Origin of the sequence: Chryseobacterium populi (genome assembly GCF_000282115.1) — a bacterium.
Lineage (GTDB): Bacteria > Bacteroidota > Bacteroidia > Flavobacteriales > Weeksellaceae > Chryseobacterium > Chryseobacterium populi.
Map to the genome: position 1 here is coordinate 1 of NZ_AKJY01000020.1, position 20,078 is coordinate 20,078.

General features: G+C 36.9%; 18 protein-coding genes. 1 reads left to right on the plus strand and 17 read right to left on the minus strand.

Going from position 1 to position 20,078, the window contains the following annotated elements; translation table 11 throughout:
* Window positions 1–208: 208 nt before the first annotated feature.
* Window positions 209–427, plus strand: coding sequence for a hypothetical protein (locus PMI13_RS06555; protein WP_007841952.1), 219 nt, complete (start codon window positions 209–211; stop codon window positions 425–427).
* Window positions 428–701: 274 nt separating this feature from the next.
* On the opposite strand, the gene PMI13_RS06560 is transcribed toward PMI13_RS06555, so the two are convergent.
* The 17 genes from PMI13_RS06560 to PMI13_RS06640 form a co-directional block, all read right to left on the minus strand.
* A complete protein-coding gene (locus PMI13_RS06560) occupies window positions 702–2,216 on the minus strand; it encodes a GH3 auxin-responsive promoter family protein (RefSeq protein ID WP_007841956.1) in 1,515 nt (504 codons plus the stop codon).
* Between the two features lie 104 nt (window positions 2,217–2,320).
* Window positions 2,321–2,731 (minus strand): BrxA/BrxB family bacilliredoxin, encoded by a 411-nt coding sequence (locus PMI13_RS06565; protein WP_007841958.1) that lies wholly within the window; start codon window positions 2,729–2,731, stop codon window positions 2,321–2,323.
* 426 nt (window positions 2,732–3,157) lie between these two features.
* Window positions 3,158–3,604 (minus strand): GatB/YqeY domain-containing protein, encoded by a 447-nt coding sequence (locus PMI13_RS06570; RefSeq protein ID WP_007841960.1) that lies wholly within the window; start codon window positions 3,602–3,604, stop codon window positions 3,158–3,160.
* Window positions 3,605–3,614: 10 nt separating this feature from the next.
* A complete protein-coding gene (locus tag PMI13_RS06575) occupies window positions 3,615–4,184 on the minus strand; it encodes a cysteine hydrolase family protein (RefSeq protein ID WP_007841962.1) in 570 nt (189 codons plus the stop codon).
* A 13-nt stretch (window positions 4,185–4,197) separates the two neighbouring features.
* On the minus strand, window positions 4,198–6,120 hold the full coding sequence (gene ftsZ, locus PMI13_RS06580) for a cell division protein FtsZ (protein ID WP_007841964.1): 1,923 nt from the start codon (window positions 6,118–6,120) through the stop codon (window positions 4,198–4,200).
* Between the two features lie 90 nt (window positions 6,121–6,210).
* Window positions 6,211–7,593: a cell division protein FtsA gene (gene ftsA / locus PMI13_RS06585; RefSeq protein WP_007841966.1), complete on the minus strand. Its 1,383-nt coding sequence runs from the start codon at window positions 7,591–7,593 to the stop codon at window positions 6,211–6,213.
* A gap of 82 nt (window positions 7,594–7,675) precedes the next feature.
* Window positions 7,676–8,638, minus strand: a complete 963-nt coding sequence (locus tag PMI13_RS06590) for a cell division protein FtsQ/DivIB (RefSeq protein ID WP_007841967.1) — start codon at window positions 8,636–8,638, stop codon at window positions 7,676–7,678.
* A gap of 79 nt (window positions 8,639–8,717) precedes the next feature.
* Window positions 8,718–10,085: a UDP-N-acetylmuramate--L-alanine ligase gene (murC, locus tag PMI13_RS06595; RefSeq protein ID WP_007841968.1), complete on the minus strand. Its 1,368-nt coding sequence runs from the start codon at window positions 10,083–10,085 to the stop codon at window positions 8,718–8,720.
* A gap of 12 nt (window positions 10,086–10,097) precedes the next feature.
* Complete coding sequence (locus tag PMI13_RS06600; RefSeq protein ID WP_007841969.1) at window positions 10,098–10,574, minus strand: hypothetical protein; 477 nt, start codon at window positions 10,572–10,574, stop codon at window positions 10,098–10,100.
* Between the two features lie 17 nt (window positions 10,575–10,591).
* Window positions 10,592–11,695 (minus strand): undecaprenyldiphospho-muramoylpentapeptide beta-N-acetylglucosaminyltransferase, encoded by a 1,104-nt coding sequence (gene murG / locus PMI13_RS06605; protein WP_007841971.1) that lies wholly within the window; start codon window positions 11,693–11,695, stop codon window positions 10,592–10,594.
* A 78-nt stretch (window positions 11,696–11,773) separates the two neighbouring features.
* Window positions 11,774–13,012, minus strand: coding sequence for an FtsW/RodA/SpoVE family cell cycle protein (locus PMI13_RS06610; protein ID WP_007841973.1), 1,239 nt, complete (start codon window positions 13,010–13,012; stop codon window positions 11,774–11,776).
* Between the two features lie 79 nt (window positions 13,013–13,091).
* On the minus strand, window positions 13,092–14,420 hold the full coding sequence (murD, locus tag PMI13_RS06615) for a UDP-N-acetylmuramoyl-L-alanine--D-glutamate ligase (RefSeq protein WP_007841975.1): 1,329 nt from the start codon (window positions 14,418–14,420) through the stop codon (window positions 13,092–13,094).
* Between the two features lie 82 nt (window positions 14,421–14,502).
* Window positions 14,503–15,744: a phospho-N-acetylmuramoyl-pentapeptide-transferase gene (gene mraY / locus PMI13_RS06620; RefSeq protein WP_007841983.1), complete on the minus strand. Its 1,242-nt coding sequence runs from the start codon at window positions 15,742–15,744 to the stop codon at window positions 14,503–14,505.
* Window positions 15,745–15,793: 49 nt separating this feature from the next.
* Window positions 15,794–16,162 (minus strand): four helix bundle protein, encoded by a 369-nt coding sequence (locus PMI13_RS06625; RefSeq protein WP_007841993.1) that lies wholly within the window; start codon window positions 16,160–16,162, stop codon window positions 15,794–15,796.
* A 38-nt stretch (window positions 16,163–16,200) separates the two neighbouring features.
* Window positions 16,201–17,661, minus strand: a complete 1,461-nt coding sequence (locus PMI13_RS06630; RefSeq protein WP_007841996.1) for a UDP-N-acetylmuramoyl-L-alanyl-D-glutamate--2,6-diaminopimelate ligase — start codon at window positions 17,659–17,661, stop codon at window positions 16,201–16,203.
* Window positions 17,662–17,725: 64 nt separating this feature from the next.
* Window positions 17,726–19,717 (minus strand): penicillin-binding transpeptidase domain-containing protein, encoded by a 1,992-nt coding sequence (locus PMI13_RS06635; RefSeq protein WP_007841998.1) that lies wholly within the window; start codon window positions 19,715–19,717, stop codon window positions 17,726–17,728.
* Window positions 19,701–20,066, minus strand: coding sequence for an FtsL-like putative cell division protein (locus tag PMI13_RS06640; protein ID WP_007842000.1), 366 nt, complete (start codon window positions 20,064–20,066; stop codon window positions 19,701–19,703). The genes PMI13_RS06635 and PMI13_RS06640 overlap by 17 nt, the downstream gene beginning before the upstream one ends.
* Window positions 20,067–20,078 lie beyond the last annotated feature (12 nt).

A 20,078-nucleotide genomic window follows, 5' to 3' on the forward strand; every position in this document is an offset into this window, starting at 1 on the left:
TTAACAAACTAAATTTAATAATTTTAATTTGTCTGAAAAACAGGGAAGTCTACCCTTTGTTATAAAAAGACTTTACAAAAACAAGTAGATGTAATTAAATATCATCGTTTAAATATATGAATAAGACTATTTCAATCTTAATGCTTCTTGGGTTAGAAGTATGGAGTCTTTGGGCATTTATATTCAAGAATAATAACAAGTACAACTCATGAAAAAAGAAAATCTTTCGATAATAGCGTTTGTAGCGGTATTGATGATTGCGCTCATACGTTTCTACGATTCATCTGTTTACACTATTCTTTCAGCAGATCATGCAGGGATAATACAAGAGTGCATAAAAAAATCATTCTCACGGGGAATATTTTTTGGAGGAAGTATTTCGGTGGGTATTATTCTTGGAATTAGAACACTAAAAAAAACTAAATAATTATAAATATGAAAAAATTGGCATTGGTTACATTTTTCTTTTTTATTATTTCATTAGGGATGAATTATTTTTTTTATTCTGATTATGAAATTACAACGAAAAGCATTTTTGTATTAGTAGTAAGCAGTATTTTATTTGCTATTTTTATGTCTTTTCTTATGAAAAAATCGAATTCATAGCTATAGCAAACTAATTGCATAAAAAGGGCTCAGAAAGTAAAAGAAAATCTAAAAACGGCTCTGCAAATTAATTTGCGGAGCCGTTTATTTATTGTTTATTTATTCATCTCCAGTAATGGTTCAATATATTCCCGGTCATTGCTTAACCTCGGAACTTTATTCTGTCCGCCAAGCTTTCCTTTAGACTCGAGCCAGTGATAAAATAGATTGGGCTTTGCGATATGTACAATTGGTCTTTTCAATGTCATACTGTTATACCTTTTAGCTTCATAATCGGAATTGATGGTTTTCAGGTGCTGATCAAAAGAGTCGATAAAACGCTCTAAATCGTCCGGTTTTTCGCTGAACTCGAAAATCCATTCATGGGCACCGCTTTCATTTTCTTTCATAAAAACAGGAGCTCCTGTGAAATCTGTGATACAGGCTCCCGTCACCTCACAAGCTTTTGAAAGGGCCGATTCTACATTAGTAATCATTAATTCTTCCCCAAAGGCATTAATATAATGTTTAGTTCTTCCCGTAATTTTTATTCTGAAAGGATTGATGGATGTAAATATAACGGTATCACCGATTAAATATCTCCACAATCCACCATTAGTGGTAATGACCATTGCATAGTTTTTTCCAATTTCCACCTCTTCAAGGTTTATAACTTTCGGATTGGAAAAATGAAACTGGTCCATCGGAATAAATTCGTAGAAAATACCGTAATCGAGCATTAAAAGCATTTCATCACTATCTGACCTGTCCTGGATTCCAAAGAAGCCTTCGGATGCATTATAGATTTCATAGTAATTGATGTTTTTACCGATGATGTGCCGGTATTGCTCCTTATAGGGTTTAAAGCTGATTCCGCCGTGAAAAAAAACCTCCAGGTTGGGCCATAATTCTGAAATATTCTTAATATCAGTCTCTTTTAAGATCCTCTGTAAAAGAACCATCATCCAACTCGGAACTCCCAGGATGCTTCCTACATCTTCGTTTTTAACTTCTGAGATAATTGCCCTTAATTTACTTTCCCATTCGCCCATCAGCGAAACTTTTTTACTGGGAGTGGTCGTAATTTCTACCCAAAATGGAAGATTATCAATTAAAATAGCAGATAAATCGCCGAATTTTGTGTTAAAATCTGCGTAGAGCTCGGAGCTTCCACCCAAACGTAAATTTTTATTGGTGAAAAGCTGATTTTCAGGATGGTTATTGGCATAGATAGAAACCATATCCTTTCCGGCTTTCATGTGGCAGTATTCAAGGCTTTCAGTTGAAATAGGAATAAATTTGCTTTTAGCATTGGTTGTTCCGGAAGATTTAGCAAAATGCTTGATGCTACCGGGCCAGCTCACATCTTTATGCCCCTGTCTGGCTTTTTCAATATAAGGTTCAAAATCTTCATAGGTAACCATGGGAACTTTGCTTTTAAAGTCCTGGTAACTCGAAATAGAGTTAAATCCATACAATTTTCCGTATTCGGTATCTTCAGCATGAAATAACTGTGAAAATAATATACCTTTCTGGGTTTCAATAGGATGGTTCATGAAATTCTGTATCTGATCTATCCTTTGGCGGATAAACCAGTTAACCACAGTATTGAAAAGTGCCTTTGTTGCCATTACAACAAATATAATGATATTTGGATTTTCAGCGAATTTTTATTGTGAAAAATAAAAAACCGCTACAAAATATGTAACGGCTAAATATCTGGATTTATTGTCTCTTAGCAGTATTCATCATAGGCTGCCTGAAGATTTGCTGCAATAGCTCCTGCAGGATTTCCTTCAATATGATGTCTTTCCAGCATATGAACCAATTCTCCGTCTTTAAAAAGAGCTACACAAGGTGAGCTTGGAGGAAATGGTGCCAGATGTTTTCTTGCTTCTACTACAGCTTCTGTATCAAAGCCTGCAAAAACAGTAGTTAAATGGTCAGGTTTTTTATCTCCCGTTAAAGAGTATACAACTCCCGGTCTTGCTGCTCCTGCTGCACACCCGCATACAGAATTGATCACTAATAGAGTAGTCCCTGATTGTTTTAAAGCTTCTTCCACCTGTGCAGGAGTCGTTAAATCTTCAAAACCTTTATCTGTAAGTTCAGCCTTCATCGGCATTACTAAATCTGTTGGATACATATTTTTGTTTTTTAATCAATGCAAAGTTAAACAATTCTTTACTTTTCTTCAATTTATAAAAACTATTAAATCGTTAGGAAAACAGAATGATGAGAAGTTATCGGTCTGATGATTATTTAATTATATTGAAAATATTATGAATTAATACTATGAATAGTGAAAAATTATTATTAAATTTGAAATGATTCTGAAAACAAATAACCATGAAAAAAGTATTTAACCCATTCCCTCGACTTAATGATGTATTTAATTCTGTATAAAGAAGCGGATTAAATCGGAAACTTTTAATAAAATGAAGCCCTGAACTGGAAAGTTCAGGGCTTCTTTAATCAAATCGATATGCAAAGGTTGAATATCCTTTTAAATAGTTGGTGTTTTTTCGTTGATAATTTTGACAGAAAGTTTCTGACAACGATTATTTTACAACTATGACAGGAGTTTTTTAGCCATTTCGGAAATACTTTTTCCGTCTGATTTTCCGGCTAATGTTTTTGAGGCAACTCCCATTACCTTTCCTAAATCTTTCATAGATTCGGCGCCGGTTTCTGAAATAATATTCTTCATTTCAGCTTCCAGTTCTTCTGCAGAAAGCTGTTTTGGAAGAAACTGCTCGATTACTTTCATCTGGGCTTCTTCTACTTCTGCAAGATCCTGTCTTCCCTGTGCGGAAAACTGTTCGTAAGAGTCCTTACGCTGTTTGATCATTCTTTGTAAAATTGCGATTTCCTGTTCTGCTGATACTTCCGCACCTATGGCTTCCGTTTTCAGAAGAAGGATCTGGGCTTTTACGGCACGGAGAGAATCCAGAGCTACTCTGTCTTTTTCTCTCATCGCTGTTTTTATAGCTTCGTTGATGGTATTTTCTAATGACATATTTTTTCTATTATCCAAGCATCTGTATAAGCTCGGTGGTGTTTATAACTGTTGCAAACTCATTGTTTAAACATGACAGTTCCATGTTGTGTATGTCCTGAGCTGAATATTTTTCTCCATTGATTCCCATTCTGTCAAATGAAGCGCAGGCATCATCAATAAGGTAAGTATTGAACCCAAAATTTCCGGACATTCTTGTGGTAGTGCTTACACAATGTATCGTTGTAAGTCCAACGATAACTGTATTTTCTACTGATAGCCTGTCTAAAGATTCTTTTAAATTGGTACCAATAAAGCTACTGTTAACATTCTTTTTAATGAGATATTCATTTTCCAAAGGGATGAAATCATCTTTTAATGCATTTCCTTCGTTGCTTTCATGTAATAAAGACTGAGGGTCTTGTGAGCAGTGCTGAATAATAAAAACAGGTAATTGCTGCTTTCTGAAAACATCCAGGATTTTTTTTGCATTTTCTTCTGCTTTGGGATTGTTTCTGTTACCGCCCCAATATTCTGTATTGTCAAATCCTTTTTGAATGTCGACAATGAGAAGTGCAGTATTTCTATTTAATGACTTCATTTTATTTTAAAAACTAATCAACATCTTTATTTAAAAATCTGTTTTCTCTCACTTGCATAGAGCCATTGTTTTCAGACAGATAGGTGTTGATATTCTGGTCTGAAGCATTTGTTCCGTCAATAGAGATATTTTTTCTTTTGAAAGCAGGAACAGATTCGAATTCATTCGTTGCATCAAAGCTTTGATAACGGGAATTGAATTCTTTTAATTTATTTCTTCTTTCTATTACTCTTTCCTGGTCTGCCGTTTTATTCACAAAAGTGAATTCATTGTCTGCAGGTTTTGGAGTTTCGATTTCAGCTTTATTTTCAAAAACCGGTTTTTCTTCTACTTTAGGCTCTTCTTTTACCGGGAAAAAACTTTCAACCTTTTGAGTTGTTTCTTCCGCGATATGAGTCACAGCCGCTTCCGGAGCATTCAATTCTGCTTTTGGCTGACTGAAATCCGTTTTAGGATCATTGTTTGAAGGCTCGTTTACAAAGAAACTGAACTCTACCGGTTTTTCCTCAGAGTAGGTATTTGTGAAAGAATTTGTTTTAGGTTCTTCCTTCTTTTCTTCTGTTTCAAATGAGAATGACTGGATCTCTAAATCATTAGGATCATGATCCTCATCAAAGGAGAAAAGATTATAAGAGTCATCCTCGCTTATTTCTTCATTTCTCCAGCTCTGAACGGGGTTGTCAAGCGTATATTCTTCGTTATCAAAAGATTTTATTTCGGTTTTAATACCCTCATCCTCGATCATCATTTTTTTTTCAGTGGACGTAACCGTGAATTTTGGATTATCCTGGTCTTCGTCATCTAATCTGAAAAGGTTTTTACCTCCAAAATCATATCCCTGTTCAGGAACAACCTCTCTTTCTTCTCTTGTTTTAAAAGGAGAAGTTTTAGGTGCTTCCAGCCTGTCATTTAATCCGATTCTGATCTTTTCCGTCGGTCCTGAAAACTTTTGGTTATCATTTGAGAAACCTGTTGCAATCACAAGTACACTTACTGCATCTCCCAATTCTTCATCTGCACCAACTCCGAAGATGATGTCTGCGGTATTTCCTGCTTCTTTCTGGATATGATCCATGATGATCCCGATTTCATCCATTGTTACTTCTTCAGCGCCGCTTCTGATCAATAATAATACATTTTTGGCACCTGTAATTTTATTGTCATTCAATAACGGGGAATCAAGAGCTTTTCTTACTGCTTCTTCGGCTTTATTTTCTCCTGAAGCCGTACCTGTAGACATAAGGGCCGTACCGGAGTTCTGAAGCACAGATTTAGCATCTCTAAAGTCAATGTTTACATCGAAGTAACCGGTAATAACTTCTGCCATCCCTTTAGCGGCATTGGTTAAAACTTCATCGGCTTTTGAGAATCCCTGTTTGAAGCCCAGGTTTCCGAATTGCTGTCTCAGTTTATCATTGTTGATTACGATTAATGAATCAACATTGTTTCTTAATTTATCAAGGCCATTTTCGGCTTGTTCAAGTCTTCTTTTTCCCTCAAAGCTGAAAGGAACAGTAACAATACCTACTGTTAAAATTCCCATGTCTTTTGCCACTTTTGCAATCACAGGGGCAGCACCGGTTCCTGTTCCACCACCCATTCCGGCAGTAATGAAAACCATTTTGGTGTTTTGTCCCATGGCAGCTTTGATTTCTTCGATACTTTCGATCGCAGATTTTTCTCCTACTTCAGGGTCGGCACCTGCACCAAGGCCTTCTGTAATTGTAGTCCCCAACTGAACTTTGTTGGCAACGGGGTTATTATCTAAAGTCTGGGCATCGGTATTACAGATCACGAAATCAACACCGTGAATCCCTTTTTCGTACATGTGTTTCAGGGCATTGTTTCCACCACCGCCAACACCAATTACTTTTATGATCGATGAATTTCCTTTTGGTAAATCAAATGAAAATCCTTGTGTCCCTATATTTTCCATAATTATAATTTTTTAAAAATTTATAACTGATAAATAATAAATGATAGCTGATGAGAGAATCATTAATCTTTTATCATTCATCATTTATTTTTATTCTACTTCTTCAAAGAATTTTTTTACTTTTTCCATTAACGACTGGCCGAATGTAAGCTTTGCTTTTTTGTTTTCCTGCTGCTGGCTGATAACTTCCTGTTCCTGAACCGGCATTGTCTGCTGGATAGTTGCAGAAGATTCAGGTGAACTTGCTACAGCTTCCTGCTGAGGCTTTTCCTGAATTGGCTCTTCTTCATCAATTGCATTCTGTTTTTTATCCCTGATTTTTAAACTTTCCATTAATAACCCAATGGAAGTTGCAAATTCCGGACCTTTCAGATACTGGTTCTTATCGTTGGCGATATATTCATTGGCAAAACCGATTCTGCTATCGAAACCTGTTGTATAGTTAGCCAGCTGACGAAGATGCTTTAAATTGGAGCCACCACCTGTAAGAACAATTCCTGCAATCAGCTTTTTCTTCTGTTCAAAGGCTCCGTAAGCTTTCAGCTCGGTGTTGACCATTTCAAGAATTTCTTCTACTCTAGCATTGATAATCTGTGCCAGGGTTTTAAGAGAAATTTCTTTATCCGGTCTGCCATGGAGCCCTGGGATTGTGACAAAGGTGCTGTCTTTTTCCAGTTCCGGAACTGCGGATCCGAATTTTACTTTTAATTGCTCTGCGTGTTTCTCAATAATGGAACAGCCTTCTTTAATATCTTCAGTGATAATCCCACCCCCGTAAGGAATTACGCAGGTATGACGAATAATATTGTCTTTAAATATAGCGATATCGGTAGTACCCCCACCAATGTCTACGATGGCAACTCCGGCTTCTTTTTCTTCTTTTGTAAGAACGGCTTCAGAAGATGCTAACGGCTCTAAGGTAAGGGCTTCCATTTCCAGTCCGGCTTCTCTTACGCATCTTGCGATGTTCCGGATACTTCCCATCTGTCCTACTACCACATGGAAATTAGCTTCTAAACGTTTACCGTGCATGCCGACAGGCTCCTGAATTTCACCTTCGGAATCTACTTTATATTCTTGAGGAAGGACATGGATAATTTCTTCACCGGGAAGCATGACCAGCTTTTTGACCTGATCTTTTAATGCTTCGATGTCGTCATCTGTAATAAATTTGTCCGGATGTTCACGCATAATATAATCGGAGTGCTGCAGTGAGCGGATGTGTTTTCCTGCAATACCTACCGTTACTTTACGGATAGGGACTCCTGCGCTGGACTGTGCTTCAGCCACAGCCGCTTTGATTGAATTAATGGTCTGCGAAATGTTATTCACAATACCTTTATGAACTCCAAGACTTTTGGCCTTCCCTACACCGAGAACCTCAATCTTCCCATGTGCATTCCTTCTTCCGACAATCGCGACTATCTTTGTTGTCCCGATGTCCAGACCTACTGAATACTCTTGATTTTCCATTTGTTTATATCGATTTGATTTTTTGAATTCATTGATAGGATTTGCATCCTATTCTTTATTAAATCGTCCTTTCAGGACTCTTTTATTCTATTTTAACTTTTGCTTTCGGCTTTGCTGCCGGTTTCTTTTCCGCTGCTTTTTTTGTTTCCTTAGGCCTGGTTGCTTTAGGCTTTGTGCTTTCCTTCGGTTTTGATGAAGAGGATCCTGATTTTTTTGCTTCTGCCGGTTTTGGCCTGGTTTCTGTTTTCTTTTCAGCTACCGGAGCCGGGGCTTTTGCCAGTTCTTTATTTCCTGCTTTCAGGATGCTGTCATTTTCTTTGAAATAGGGATTTAAAGTCGTTACAATCTGATTCTGGTATTTTACAGAGATCATATTGTATTTCTGAGGATCCTGATAGACCAGATATTTCTCAACGAATGTTTTAAAACCTTTTACTTTAAATTCAATATTATCTAAATCCCCGATCTCAACTCTGTAATTTCCTTCACTGGTCAGAAGACTGTAATCATCTTTATTTTTTGATATTCCGATGAAATATTTTTTACTGAAATCGTCTTTATCAATTTTACCAACCAGTTCGGCCAGTTTTTTATATTCATCCGGCTTTACGTTTCCGGTTACCAGCATGCATGGGTGTGAATAGGTTCTGGAGATCGGAAATTCTACTCCTTTTTCGTCTACATAAAAATCTTTTCCTTCTCTATTCAACCTGAAAACCGGAACTCTTTGTTTGATGTCCAGATTGAGTTTTCCATTCAGGTTCAGATAAATATTGGCGCTGTCAACTGCCGGAAGGGAATTGATTTTCTTTTCAAGAGCCGGAATATTCAATTCTCCGACTTTCCCAGACGGGTTTTCTTTTTTTACAATTTCTTTAATATCCTTTTCATCAATGAAATATACCGGAGTTTTTTCGTTCATTTTTACAGAAATCTTATTATCCGTAATCGTCTGGCCACTGAATCTCTTCAACGAGAAACTCAGCAGGAATCCTAGAATGATTACTGTGATAGCAATTTTTAATATTCTGTATTTATTCTTCATATTTTTTTGTATTCATGTATTGGTGTAAAATGTATTCATGATTTTTGAGCATCTTTAAAATCATGAATACATAAATACATTACTCCTTTTTACATTTTTTTAGCCATTCACAAATAGGGTCATACAGGGTGTCTATATTTCCTGCGCCTACTGTGAGAAGGATGTCAAAATCTTTTTCTTTTATTTTTTCAAAAGCATCTGATAAAGCAGATCCTTCTTTTCTATCCAAGCTTACTTTTTCTAACAGCCAGTCTGAAGTAATTCCTTCAAAGTTTTCCTGAAGCTCTCTTGCCGGGTAAATATCCAGTAAGATCAGTTCATCGGAATTGCTTAAGCTTTCTGCAAAGCCTTCTGCAAAATCTCTTGTTCTGCTGAATAAATGCGGCTGAAAAACCACCAGGAGTTTTTTATCCGGGTAAAATGTTTTTATCGAGCTTACTACGGCATTGATCTCTGTGGGATGGTGCGCATAGTCATCGATATAGATTTTACCGTTTTGATAGTTATGTTTGGTATATCTTCTTTTAATGCCTTTAAAATTGGCGATCGCTTTTTTTAATGTTTCAAAATCAACGCCTAAATTGTGGAGAATGGCCAGTGCAACGGTTGCATTTTCCACATTATGAATGCCCGGAATTTCCCAGATGAAATCTTTTATTGTTTCTGCAGGTGTATGGAAATCAAAGTAGATCTTGTCATAATCCATACGAAGGTTATCTGAATAATAATCTGCTTTTTCGTTTACTGCGTAGGTATGGTGGCCTCTGCCGATCTCAATGCCTTTTCTTACAAATAACTGTTTGTCTTCAGGAACCAAAGTGGCAAACTGCCTGAAACCTTCTTCAATATGGTTTTTATCTCCGTAAATATCGAGGTGATCGGCATCTGTTGATGTGATTACCGCCCAGTCAGGGGAAAGATTAAGGAAGCTTCTGTCGTATTCATCGGCTTCTACTACTGAATATTTGGTTCCATTGTATAGGAAATTTGATTTAAAGTTTTCAGAAATTCCACCGAGAAAACATGAAAACGGTAAATCTGCCTCTTTACACAAATGGGAAACCAGGGTGGAGGTTGTGGTCTTCCCATGGGTTCCTGCAACGGCAATGCATTCTGTGTTTTCGGTAATTAATCCTAAAACTTTGGCCCGCTTTAATACATCAAACTGATGCTGATTGAAATAATCTAAGATTCCCAACACTTTGATGGCAGGAGTATAGATTACGAGTGTGTTTTCATTTTGAAGAGAGGTTATTTTTTCATCAATGACATCATCAAAAACAATATCAATTCCCTCATTCATCAATTGCTGAGTGAGTTTGGTGTTGGTTTTATCATAGCCCAGGACTTTTTTGCCTGATGCATTAAAGTAACGGGCCAGGGCACTCATTCCGATGCCCCCGATTCCAACGAAGTAAAAAGTCTGATATGTTTCTAATAATTTCATTTTTCTCTATAATTATTGATAGTCGAAAAGCTTTTCTTTATCCAGCGCATATGAGTCGCCTTGATATAAAAAGAATTCCAGTATGGCATCTTCTAATGTTTCATAGGTAAACCCATTGGCGATCCAGAAATAATACTGGAATCCGATGGCATTCTGGTTGGCCAGATAGTCTGCTTTTATCATGGCAAGACCATTGATCTCATTTAAAAGATGATCGATTTTTTCTTTGCTTACCCCTTTATTCAAAAGGATATTCACATTCATATTAAGGTATTTCTTTCCTGTATCTATATCCATAAAAAGGGTTGCCTTATCTTTATTACCGATCTTAATAAAAGTCTCTTTCTGCTCTAAAATTTCATAGCCTTTGCTTTTCAAATGGGTAGCAATTGCTGAAATACTGATATCTGCCGGCTTTACAAGCGTTTGTGCTGTAAATAGATTTACCAAAAAGCAAATCAACAGGGTTGTTACTAATTTAGTTTTCATAATAATTGTTTTTTTGGTTATATTTTTTTTATTATTTCATCTACAATTTCTTTTGCAGCCTTTGGCTTTGCAAAATATTTAAGGTTTTCAGACATTTCTTTTCGTAAGCTTTCACTTCCGCAGATCTCTTCCAGAGTGTTCCAGAACTTCTCCTGCATTTCAGAATCTTTTACTATTCTGGCCGCATTTTTTTCTACCAGATTCATTGCATTTTTGGTTTGATGATCTTCTGCAGCAAATGGGAAAGGAACCAGTAAAACCGGTTTCTGGGCAACGGCGAGTTCTGAGATAGCAATAGCTCCTGCTCTTGAAACGATAATGTCTGCCGCAGAATAAGCTGTTTCCATATCTTTTATAAACTCTTTTATCTGAATTTGGGATGCTTCGGATTCGCTCAGCATGGTTGTTTCAAGAATTTCTTTATAATCCAGCTTTCCTGTCTGCCAGATCAATTGATAATCTTTGCCAATGATTTCTTTTAAATGAGATTTCCAGGCATTATTCAATGTTCTTGAGCCTAAGGAACCGCCTACAGAGAGGATTGTCAGCTTATTTTTATTCAGACCCATCTTTTCTTTGGCAGCTCCGGTTTCCACCATTCCTGAGATAATATTTTCACGGATGGGATTGCCCAGGAATTTTATTTTTTCCGTCGGGAAGCCTTCTACTTTCGGGTAGGCTGTAAAAACGGCTTTTGCTTTCTTACTTAATATTTTATTTGTCACTCCTGCATGGGCATTCTGTTCCTGAATAAAAATTGGGATTCCCAACCTGCTTGCTTCGTAAAGGGCTGGCCCGCTTGCAAAGCCTCCTGTTCCCACTGCAAAATCCGGGGCGAAGTTTTTAATGATCCTTTTGGATTTTGACAGGCTTTTCAAAATTTTGAAAGGAAGTCCTAAATTCGACAGCATATTTCCCCTGTCGATTCCTGCGATATCAATGCCTTCAATTTTATAGCCGGCCTGTGGAACTTTTTCCATTTCCATTTTCCCATTGGCTCCGATGAACAAAAATTCTGCATCGGGAAATCTTTTTTTTATTTCGTCTGCAATAGCGATAGCCGGGAAGATATGTCCTCCTGTCCCGCCCCCGGATAATACTATTTTTAGTTTTTTGTTCATTTCTTTTATCTTTATAGGACTGCATCCTATCTTTTGTTAAATCGTCCCGTTGGGACTCTTTTCGTTTTATATTTTATATTAGGCTATATCGTTTATTTCTGCTACACTTTGCTTTTTACCCATTCCTTCTTCATCGTAAATCTGAATTCTTGAGCTTATATTTAAAATGATTCCTAATTGCAAATAGGTTACCAGCATTGATGTTCCCCCATAACTTATTAATGGAAGAGGCTGCCCTGTTACCGGAATCAGATTTACAGCTACTGCAATATTTACCGAAAGCTGTATAAAAATCATCACCCCGAGGCTGAGAACGAGCAAGGACCCGAAAAAAGCGGGCATTTTACTGGCTATCATTACAATCCTGATGATCATGATTAAATATAAACTTATCAGGAAAACGGCTCCAATTACTCCATATTCTTCCACAATTACGGCGAAAATAAAATCGGAGGCAGATTGGGGAAGCATTTGTTTCAAAGCGCTTTTTCCTGGGCCCATTCCTGTAATTCCACCGTGAACGATAGCGGCTTTTGCCTGCATTACCTGGTAGTTTTTTGCTTTTACACTTTCATCATCTACATCTGCTGTTTTTGCCTTGCTTGAAGTAAATGTTTCCACCCGGCTCATCCATGTATGTACACGGTTTCCGCCAATCATATTTGTATTTAATGCAATCAGCAGGAATAAAACAATGGCTACAAATGATGTGGAAATAAAACCTGCGATGTATTTCCAGTGGAGTTGGCCTATAATCAAAACCACTACGGAAACCATTAAAATCATTAATGCTGTAGAACCGTTATCTTTTGCCACCAATACAAAAACGAGCAGGATGGGGCCAAAGATGTACATGATGTTCTCTATCGGAAGTCTTTCCCGTGTTATTTTCTTGGTTAAATACCTGCACAGATAAATAATTAACATTAAGAATGCAAATGACGAGGGCTGGAACGAAATAGGGGTTCCCGGAATTTTGAGCCATCTTGAAGCACTGGCTCCATCGATGGTCTGTCCTGTAAACATGGTCACTACCAATAAAACAATCATTAAACCCAGCAGGATGCTGCTAAGCTTTCCGATGTATTCGTATTTCACGGTTCCTGCCAGCCTCATGATTCCCAACCCTAACACCACGAAGAACATATGCTTGATAACGTGGCCTGTTGTGGTCCCGTTATTAACGATATATTCGAGATTCGAACTTGCAGAATATACAGGGAAAATAGAGAAAATGGAGATCACAAGAATGACCATCCAAAGTACTTTATCGCCCTTTAGAAACTCGAATCTGCTTTCTGTGTTCTGTTCGTCCATATTATTGTATTCATGTATTGATGTAAAATGTATTCATGAGTTTAAAATCATTGATACGTTAATACATTCCTACCTTTTACTAATTTTTTAAAACCTGCTCTTTAAACTGACGGCCTCTGTCTTCATAGCTTTTGAATAAATCAAAACTTGCACAGCATGGGGATAATAAAACCGTATCTCCGTTTTTTGCCAGTGATTTTGATATTTTTACGGCTTCTTCCATGCTTGAGGTGTCATAGATAAACTCTTTTTTGTCTTTAAAGAAGTTGATGATTTTCTGATTGTCAATTCCCAGGCAGACAATTGCTTTTACTTTTCTTTTAACGAGATCCTCAATTTCTGAGTAGTCGTTTCCTTTATCCTGTCCTCCAACAATCCAGACCGTAGGCGTTTTCATGCTTTCTAAAGCATAATATGTTGCATTTACATTAGTTGCCTTGCTGTCGTTGATGTATTTTACGCCATCAATTTCAGTAACAAATTCAAGCCGGTGCTCTACCGCCTGGAAAGTCATTAATGAATTTCTTATGCTTTCATTGTTGATTTCTAGTATTTTACCGGCTATTGAAGCAGCCAGGCTATTGGCAACATTGTGATTTCCCAATAAGGACAATTCTTCAATTTTCATGGAGAACTTATCTTTCAGCTTCACCACCAAAGTATCGTTATCAATAAAACCTCCTTCATTCAAACTTTCTTTTGTTGAGAAGGGTATCATTTTCGCTTTGATCTCCAGTTTTTCAAGAATATTTTTGCTCATTTCATCATCTTTATTATAGATGAAAAAATTATCATTCTCCTGATTTTCAGCTATTCTGAATTTTGCCAGCGCATATTCTTCATAGTTGTAGTTATACTGATCGAGGTGATCCTGTGATAAATTCAACAACAGAGAAATATACGGTCTGAAGTTCTGGATATCATCCAACTGAAAGGAGCTAACTTCCAGAACATAATATTCATGGTTTTCATCAGCAACCTGCTTTGCAAAACTGTATCCGATATTTCCGCCTAAGCCTACATTCATTCCATCGCTTTTGAGGATGTAATAGATCAGAGACGTTGTTGTTGTTTTTCCATTGCTTCCCGTGATCGCGATAATTTTAGCATTGGTAAACTCTGAAGCAAATTCTATTTCAGAGGAAAGCCTGATTCCTTTCAGATGAATTTTATGAATAATCTCTGCTTTTTTAGGAATTCCCGGGCTTTTTACAATCCAGTCGGCATTTAAAATTCTTTCTTCGTCATGGTTTCCTTCTTCAAATTCAATTTCATTATCAATCAGAAATTGTTTATAGTTATCCTTAATGGCTCCTTTGTCTGAAAGAAATACTTCCAAACCTTTCTTTTTAGCCAAATAAGCAGCACCACATCCGCTTTCTCCACCTCCTAAAACAACTATTTTCATATCATTTTTTTGTATTTATGTACATCGTATTCATGTATTTCTAAATCATTCATACGTTAATACATTTTACTTTTTACAAAGTTTATCTCATTTTTAATGTAATGAGACATACAATCGCCAACATTACACCAATGATTATCATTCTGTTTACGATTTTACTTTCGTGGAAACCTTCTTTCTGATAATGATGATGTAAAGGAGACATCTTAAATAATCTATTGTTCTGGGCATATTCCAGCCCATATTTTCTTTTTCTGTATTTGAAAACAATCACCTGAAGCATTACAGATATGTTTTCGATTAAAAAGATCCCGCATAAAACAGGAATCATTAATTCTTTTCTTAAAATAATTGCTAAAACAGCAATCACGCCGCCCAGCATCAAACTTCCTGTATCTCCCATAAAAACCTGTGCCGGATATGTATTATACCAGAAGAAACCTATTACCGCACCTACCATGGCAACGACAAAAATGGTTGTTTCACCCATATTGGGGAGGAACATGATATTGAGATAGTCTGCAAAGATGATGTTCCCGGAAACGTAGGTGAAGAATGCCAGGGCAAGCAATATGACTGCACTGGTACCTGCTGCAAGGCCATCAATTCCATCGGTGATATTGGCTCCGTTTGAAACGGCGGTTACGATGAAAATTACGATCGGAATGAAAACAATCCAGGCCCATTCATGAGCATCTTTATCATTCATCCAGAAAAGCATTCCGCTGTAATCGAACTCATTATTTTTAGCAAAAGGAACGGTAGAAACAGTGATTTTTTCCGTAGGCATGAAATTTTGCTCTACATTATTCCTATTCACTACTTTTGCATCTGCGTATTTTCTTTTTACGGTAATATCAGGGTGGAAATACATTGTAACTCCGACGATTAATCCTAAACCCACCTGTCCGACAATTTTAAATTTTCCGCTTAACCCGTCTTTATTTTTTTTAACCTTTTTTAAATAATCATCTACAAAACCAATGGCACCCATCCATATCACCGAGACAATCAGAAGAACGATATAAACATTCGTAATTCTTGTAAACAGCAAAACCGGAATAAGGGTGGCAAGAATAATAATAAGACCTCCCATTGTAGGGGTTCCTTCTTTTTGCTTTTGTCCGTCTAATCCAAGATCACGTACCAGTTCTCCCATCTGTTTTGCTCTCAGATAGTTGATGATCCTTTTTCCGTAGACAAGAGCGATGGTTAGAGACAATAAAACCGCGATTCCGGCACGGAAGGAAATGTATTTTAGCATTCCGAGGCCCGGGATGTGGATTCCATGGTTGGTAAGATATTCGTATAGATAGTATAGCATGTTTCTTTTTTTAATTTAAAGATTTAATTTATTTAAGAATTTAAAGATTCTATTTTCTTTCAATATTCTCTTTTAAATATTTAATAAAGTTTGATATATTTGAAGAAATCTCTTTTGAGAGATTAATTATTTCTTCAGCTACATTTTCATCTCCTAATTTTAATCTTTTACTTATGATCATCATACTTCTAACTTCAGCGCAACTGCCTTTTGCAATTTTCAAATATTTAATAAATTGTCTGTTATTATATTCCGAGCCTTCTGCAATATTATTTGATATTGAAAAACCGGCTCTTTTTATTTGATTATTAAATTCAAATTCTTTTTCTAAGCTTTGATTTTGAAGGAATTTATAAATGCTCACGATTAAATCTAAACTCTTGTTGTAAACAGGAAAGTCTTCGAAATTTTTTGTCATCTTCTGAATTTTTAAATCCTTCAATGTTTAAATTAATTCTATTTGCTCATCAATTTCCAAAGCTCATTAATTACTTCTTTGTCGTCAAAATGATGTTTTACACCATTAATCTCCTGATAGTTTTCGTGTCCTTTTCCGGCTACGAGAACAATATCTTTCGGTTCTGCAAACTTTATGGCCATTTTTATGGCTTCTTTTCTATCGGGAATTGAAGTGTATTTGCTGAAGTTCTGAGGTTCAACGCCTGCTTCAATTTCTTTGATAATCTGTGCCGGATCTTCTGTTCTCGGGTTGTCTGAGGTGATGATTGCCAATGTTGATTTTTTAGTGGCAATATTTCCCATTTCAGGTCTCTTGGAGTGATCCCTGTCACCTCCGCAACCGAAAACGGTGATCAGTCTTTCATTTTTTGTCCTGATGTCATTAATGCTGTCCAGAATATTTTCCAAAGCATCCGGAGTGTGGGCATAGTCTACGATAAAGAATATTCCACCATCTGATTTGAATGTTTCAAATCTTCCGGAAACTCTTTTCAGCTTGCTGATGGCCTGAAGGATTTCATCCTGCTCAAAACCAAGTTCGGATGCAATTCCGAAAACAAGCAGGAGATTGTAAACATTAAACTTACCCGTTAAAGTGGTCCAGAATTCTTTTCCGTTGAAATTCAACAACATTCCGTTAAAATCAACTTCCAGAAGTCTTCCGTGATAGTCAGCCATTGTCTTCAAAGCATAAGAAATTTTCTTTGCTTTTGTGTTTTGAAGCATCACGTTCCCGTTTTTATCATCAATATTGGTGATGGCAACAGCGGAATCTTCCAGCCCTTCAAAAAACCTTTTTTTCGTTTTCAGATAGTCATCAAAAGTTTTATGATAATCTAAATGATCATGGGTAAGATTGGTAAATCCGGCTATTTTAAAATGTAATCCTTCAATTCTGTTTTGAGAAATCCCATGGGAACTTACTTCCATAAAGGCAAATTCACAGCCTGATTCTACTGCTTTTGCTAAAATCTGATTGATTGTAATTACATCAGGAGTTGTGTGGGTTGCGGGAATAATCTCTTCCCCGATTCTGATTTCCACGGTTGAAAGTAAGGCCGAATTATACCCTAAATTTTTGAAAACGTCAAACAATAAAGTGGAAACCGATGTTTTACCGTTGGTTCCTGTAACTCCAATCAGCTTTAATTTTTGTGATGGGTTTCCATAAAAATTCGAGGCTAAATGTCCTAAAGCTTTTGATGAATCTTTTACTTTAATATACGTAACGTTTTCATTCAGGCTTTCAGGAAATTCTTCACAAACAATTGTTTTTGCACCTTTTTCTACAGAAGATTCAATGAATGAATGCCCATCTACAACCGTTCCTCTTATCGCAATGTAAAGAGCGTTTTCGGAAACCTTTCTGCTGTCGAACACCAATGCAGAAACTTCACGGGTATTGTCGCCGTGAATTTCTAAAACTGGAATTCTGTTTAATAATTCTGTTACAATCATTTTTTTATTGATAGGACTGCATCCTATCCTTTGTTAAATCGTCCTTTCAGGACTCATTTTTATTCTAATTCTGCAGAGATAAATAAATTCTCTGATTTTTACTGATACTTGTCCCTTCCAGCGGGAATTGCTCTTTTATTCTTCCCACTCCTTTATAGTCGACGCGATATCCTAAATTTTCCAGTTGGGGGATCACGTTTTTACCAATTAATCCTACTACACCTGGCATCTGTTTATTATTAACTGCTATTTTCACATTAGGCTCGACCATTTTATTAAGGTTTACCTTTCTGTCGACAAGCATTTCTTTTTCGATATTCTGAGGCGTTTTCAGGAACGTTTTCCCTGCAATTTCCTTGAAAACGGGAGCTGAAACGGTACCGCCATAAAAACCTTTTGCTGTATTCGGTTCACTAATCATCACATAGCAGGTGTATTTCGGATTATCAGCCGGATAGAATCCTGCAAATGAGGCACGGTATTTCATCGGGCCGGGGAGCCAGTATTCAAATCTTGCAGTTCCTGTTTTTCCTGCCATTTTAAGGTTGGGTGTAAAAATACTTCTTCCGGTTCCTTTTTCTACTGCTTTTGTTAGGGCGCTGGTCATCATTTTTACTGCTTTTTCTGATGCCATTTTATTCACCATTACCTCTGGTTTTGCCTCATACATTACCTTTCCATCCTTCATGATTTTATCAATAAACAAAGGCTTAAGCATTTTTCCGCCATTAGCAACCCCATTGTAGAAAGTTGTCAACTGCAGAAGGTTGATATTTGATGAATATCCATAAGCGATTGAAGCTAACGTTGCTGCATTCCATCTTTTATTTTCAGGTGTTACAATTTTAGGCTTTGCAATGCCCGGAAGTTCAATATCCATTTTATCGAATAATTTCCAACGTTTTAAATGGTCAAGGAAAATCTGTGGTTTATCTGCGTAATATTTTGTGATCAGTTTTGCTGTTCCCACGTTACTGGATTTTGCCAGTACATCACTGATGTCATATGTTCCGCCACCATGGCCGTCTGAAATCCTCTGTTTGGCATAGGTCCATACTCCGTTTCCTACATTTACGGTTGTATTTTCATCAATAAAACCGTCATCCATTGCTGCTAAGAGCGAAATGGTCTTGAATGTGGAGCCGGGTTCGATGTTATCTTTTAAGGCATAGTTGTATGAATCTTCGTAATCTCCGGAATCTGTTCTTCTTAAATTAACAAGGGCACGTACTTTTCCGGTTTCCACTTCCATTACGATTACTGTCCCATGTTTTGCTTCGAAATTGATCAGTTGCTTTTCTAATGCAGAATGTGCAATGTCTTGAATTCTAAGGTCTAAAGTCGTATAAACATCTTCTCCATCAACAGGTTCCTGAACTTTCCAGAAGTCAATGGGTTTCCACTGGGAAGAGTTGATTCTCTGCTCCAGTCTTTTTCCGTCGGTTCCTGTCAGGTATTTTGAGAAAGCTCCTTCCAGTCCGGATCTATATTCGCCGTTATCCATTCCGATGGTTCCGGCTCCGATTTCTGAAGTTGCCAGCTCTCTTTTGTAGTTTCTGTCTACAATGAACCCCCCTTTATTCTTACCTTTTCTGAAGATCGGGAATTTTCTGATTCTGTCATACTGATCGAAATCCAGGCCTTTAGCTAAAGTATAATATTGGTTTTTCTTTTTTCTCTGCTCGTCAAATTTCTGTCTGAATTCACCTCTTGATTTTCCGAACATCTTGCTTAAAGAATCTGTCAAAGCACCAATATTGTTGCTGTAGACTGTGTCTTTCATGGTTTTGAAATCAAGATAGATGTCATAACGCATAACAGTGGTTGCCAGGATAGAACCGTCTGAAGCAAAGAGATTTCCGCGGGCTGCTTTTAAAGTGGCCTCACGGTAGTTTTTATTGATATAATCGTCTTTGATTTCCTGGACATTGGTATTTTGAAGAATAACAATCCTTGTCAAAAAAAGTACAAACACGCATAAAGCTACCACTGCGAAGAGGTAGCCCCACCTTAACGTTTTTTTACGTTTGTTATCGTATTCATTTTGCTTTTGCATCTGTACTATCCAATTTTATTAATAGTTTGTGAGGATGGTTTTCCAGTGTCATTAAAGAATCCCGTGCCACTTCTTTTCCCAGCTCCGATTCCATTTTTACTTTGATCAGCTTACTTTGTGCATAAGCATTTCTCGATTTATATTCTTCAGTTTCTTCTTTTAAGGCATTTACAATTTTGATCTTCTTATTGACAAGGTGATTGCTGTAAATCATGGCCATCATCAGAACGAACAGCAGTAAAAAATACTTGTAATGTATTTTTATTTCATCACGGTTCAGGAAGTTCCCTTTTATAATGTCTATAAAAGTTAATTTCTTCTGAGGGCGATATGTTGTTCTTTTAGCCAAAATCTTTTTATG

Coding starts and splice junctions, on each gene's coding strand:
- PMI13_RS06635 (WP_007841998.1), bottom strand. CDS start 19,717: ATGCAAAAGCAAAATGAATACGATAACAAACGTAAAAAAACGTTAAGG.
- ftsA (WP_007841966.1), bottom strand. CDS start 7,593: ATGGAAAATCAAGAGTATTCAGTAGGTCTGGACATCGGGACAACAAAG.
- PMI13_RS06590 (WP_007841967.1), bottom strand. CDS start 8,638: ATGAAGAATAAATACAGAATATTAAAAATTGCTATCACAGTAATCATT.
- mraY (WP_007841983.1), bottom strand. CDS start 15,744: ATGCTATACTATCTATACGAATATCTTACCAACCATGGAATCCACATC.
- PMI13_RS06575 (WP_007841962.1), bottom strand. CDS start 4,184: ATGAAGTCATTAAATAGAAATACTGCACTTCTCATTGTCGACATTCAA.
- PMI13_RS06625 (WP_007841993.1), bottom strand. CDS start 16,162: ATGACAAAAAATTTCGAAGACTTTCCTGTTTACAACAAGAGTTTAGAT.
- PMI13_RS06600 (WP_007841969.1), bottom strand. CDS start 10,574: ATGAAAACTAAATTAGTAACAACCCTGTTGATTTGCTTTTTGGTAAAT.
- murG (WP_007841971.1), bottom strand. CDS start 11,695: ATGAACAAAAAACTAAAAATAGTATTATCCGGGGGCGGGACAGGAGGA.
- PMI13_RS06560 (WP_007841956.1), bottom strand. CDS start 2,216: ATGGCAACAAAGGCACTTTTCAATACTGTGGTTAACTGGTTTATCCGC.
- PMI13_RS06610 (WP_007841973.1), bottom strand. CDS start 13,012: ATGGACGAACAGAACACAGAAAGCAGATTCGAGTTTCTAAAGGGCGAT.
- PMI13_RS06630 (WP_007841996.1), bottom strand. CDS start 17,661: ATGATTGTAACAGAATTATTAAACAGAATTCCAGTTTTAGAAATTCAC.
- murD (WP_007841975.1), bottom strand. CDS start 14,420: ATGAAAATAGTTGTTTTAGGAGGTGGAGAAAGCGGATGTGGTGCTGCT.
- ftsZ (WP_007841964.1), bottom strand. CDS start 6,120: ATGGAAAATATAGGGACACAAGGATTTTCATTTGATTTACCAAAAGGA.
- PMI13_RS06570 (WP_007841960.1), bottom strand. CDS start 3,604: ATGTCATTAGAAAATACCATCAACGAAGCTATAAAAACAGCGATGAGA.
- PMI13_RS06555 (WP_007841952.1), top strand. CDS start 209: ATGAAAAAAGAAAATCTTTCGATAATAGCGTTTGTAGCGGTATTGATG.
- murC (WP_007841968.1), bottom strand. CDS start 10,085: ATGAAATTATTAGAAACATATCAGACTTTTTACTTCGTTGGAATCGGG.
- PMI13_RS06565 (WP_007841958.1), bottom strand. CDS start 2,731: ATGTATCCAACAGATTTAGTAATGCCGATGAAGGCTGAACTTACAGAT.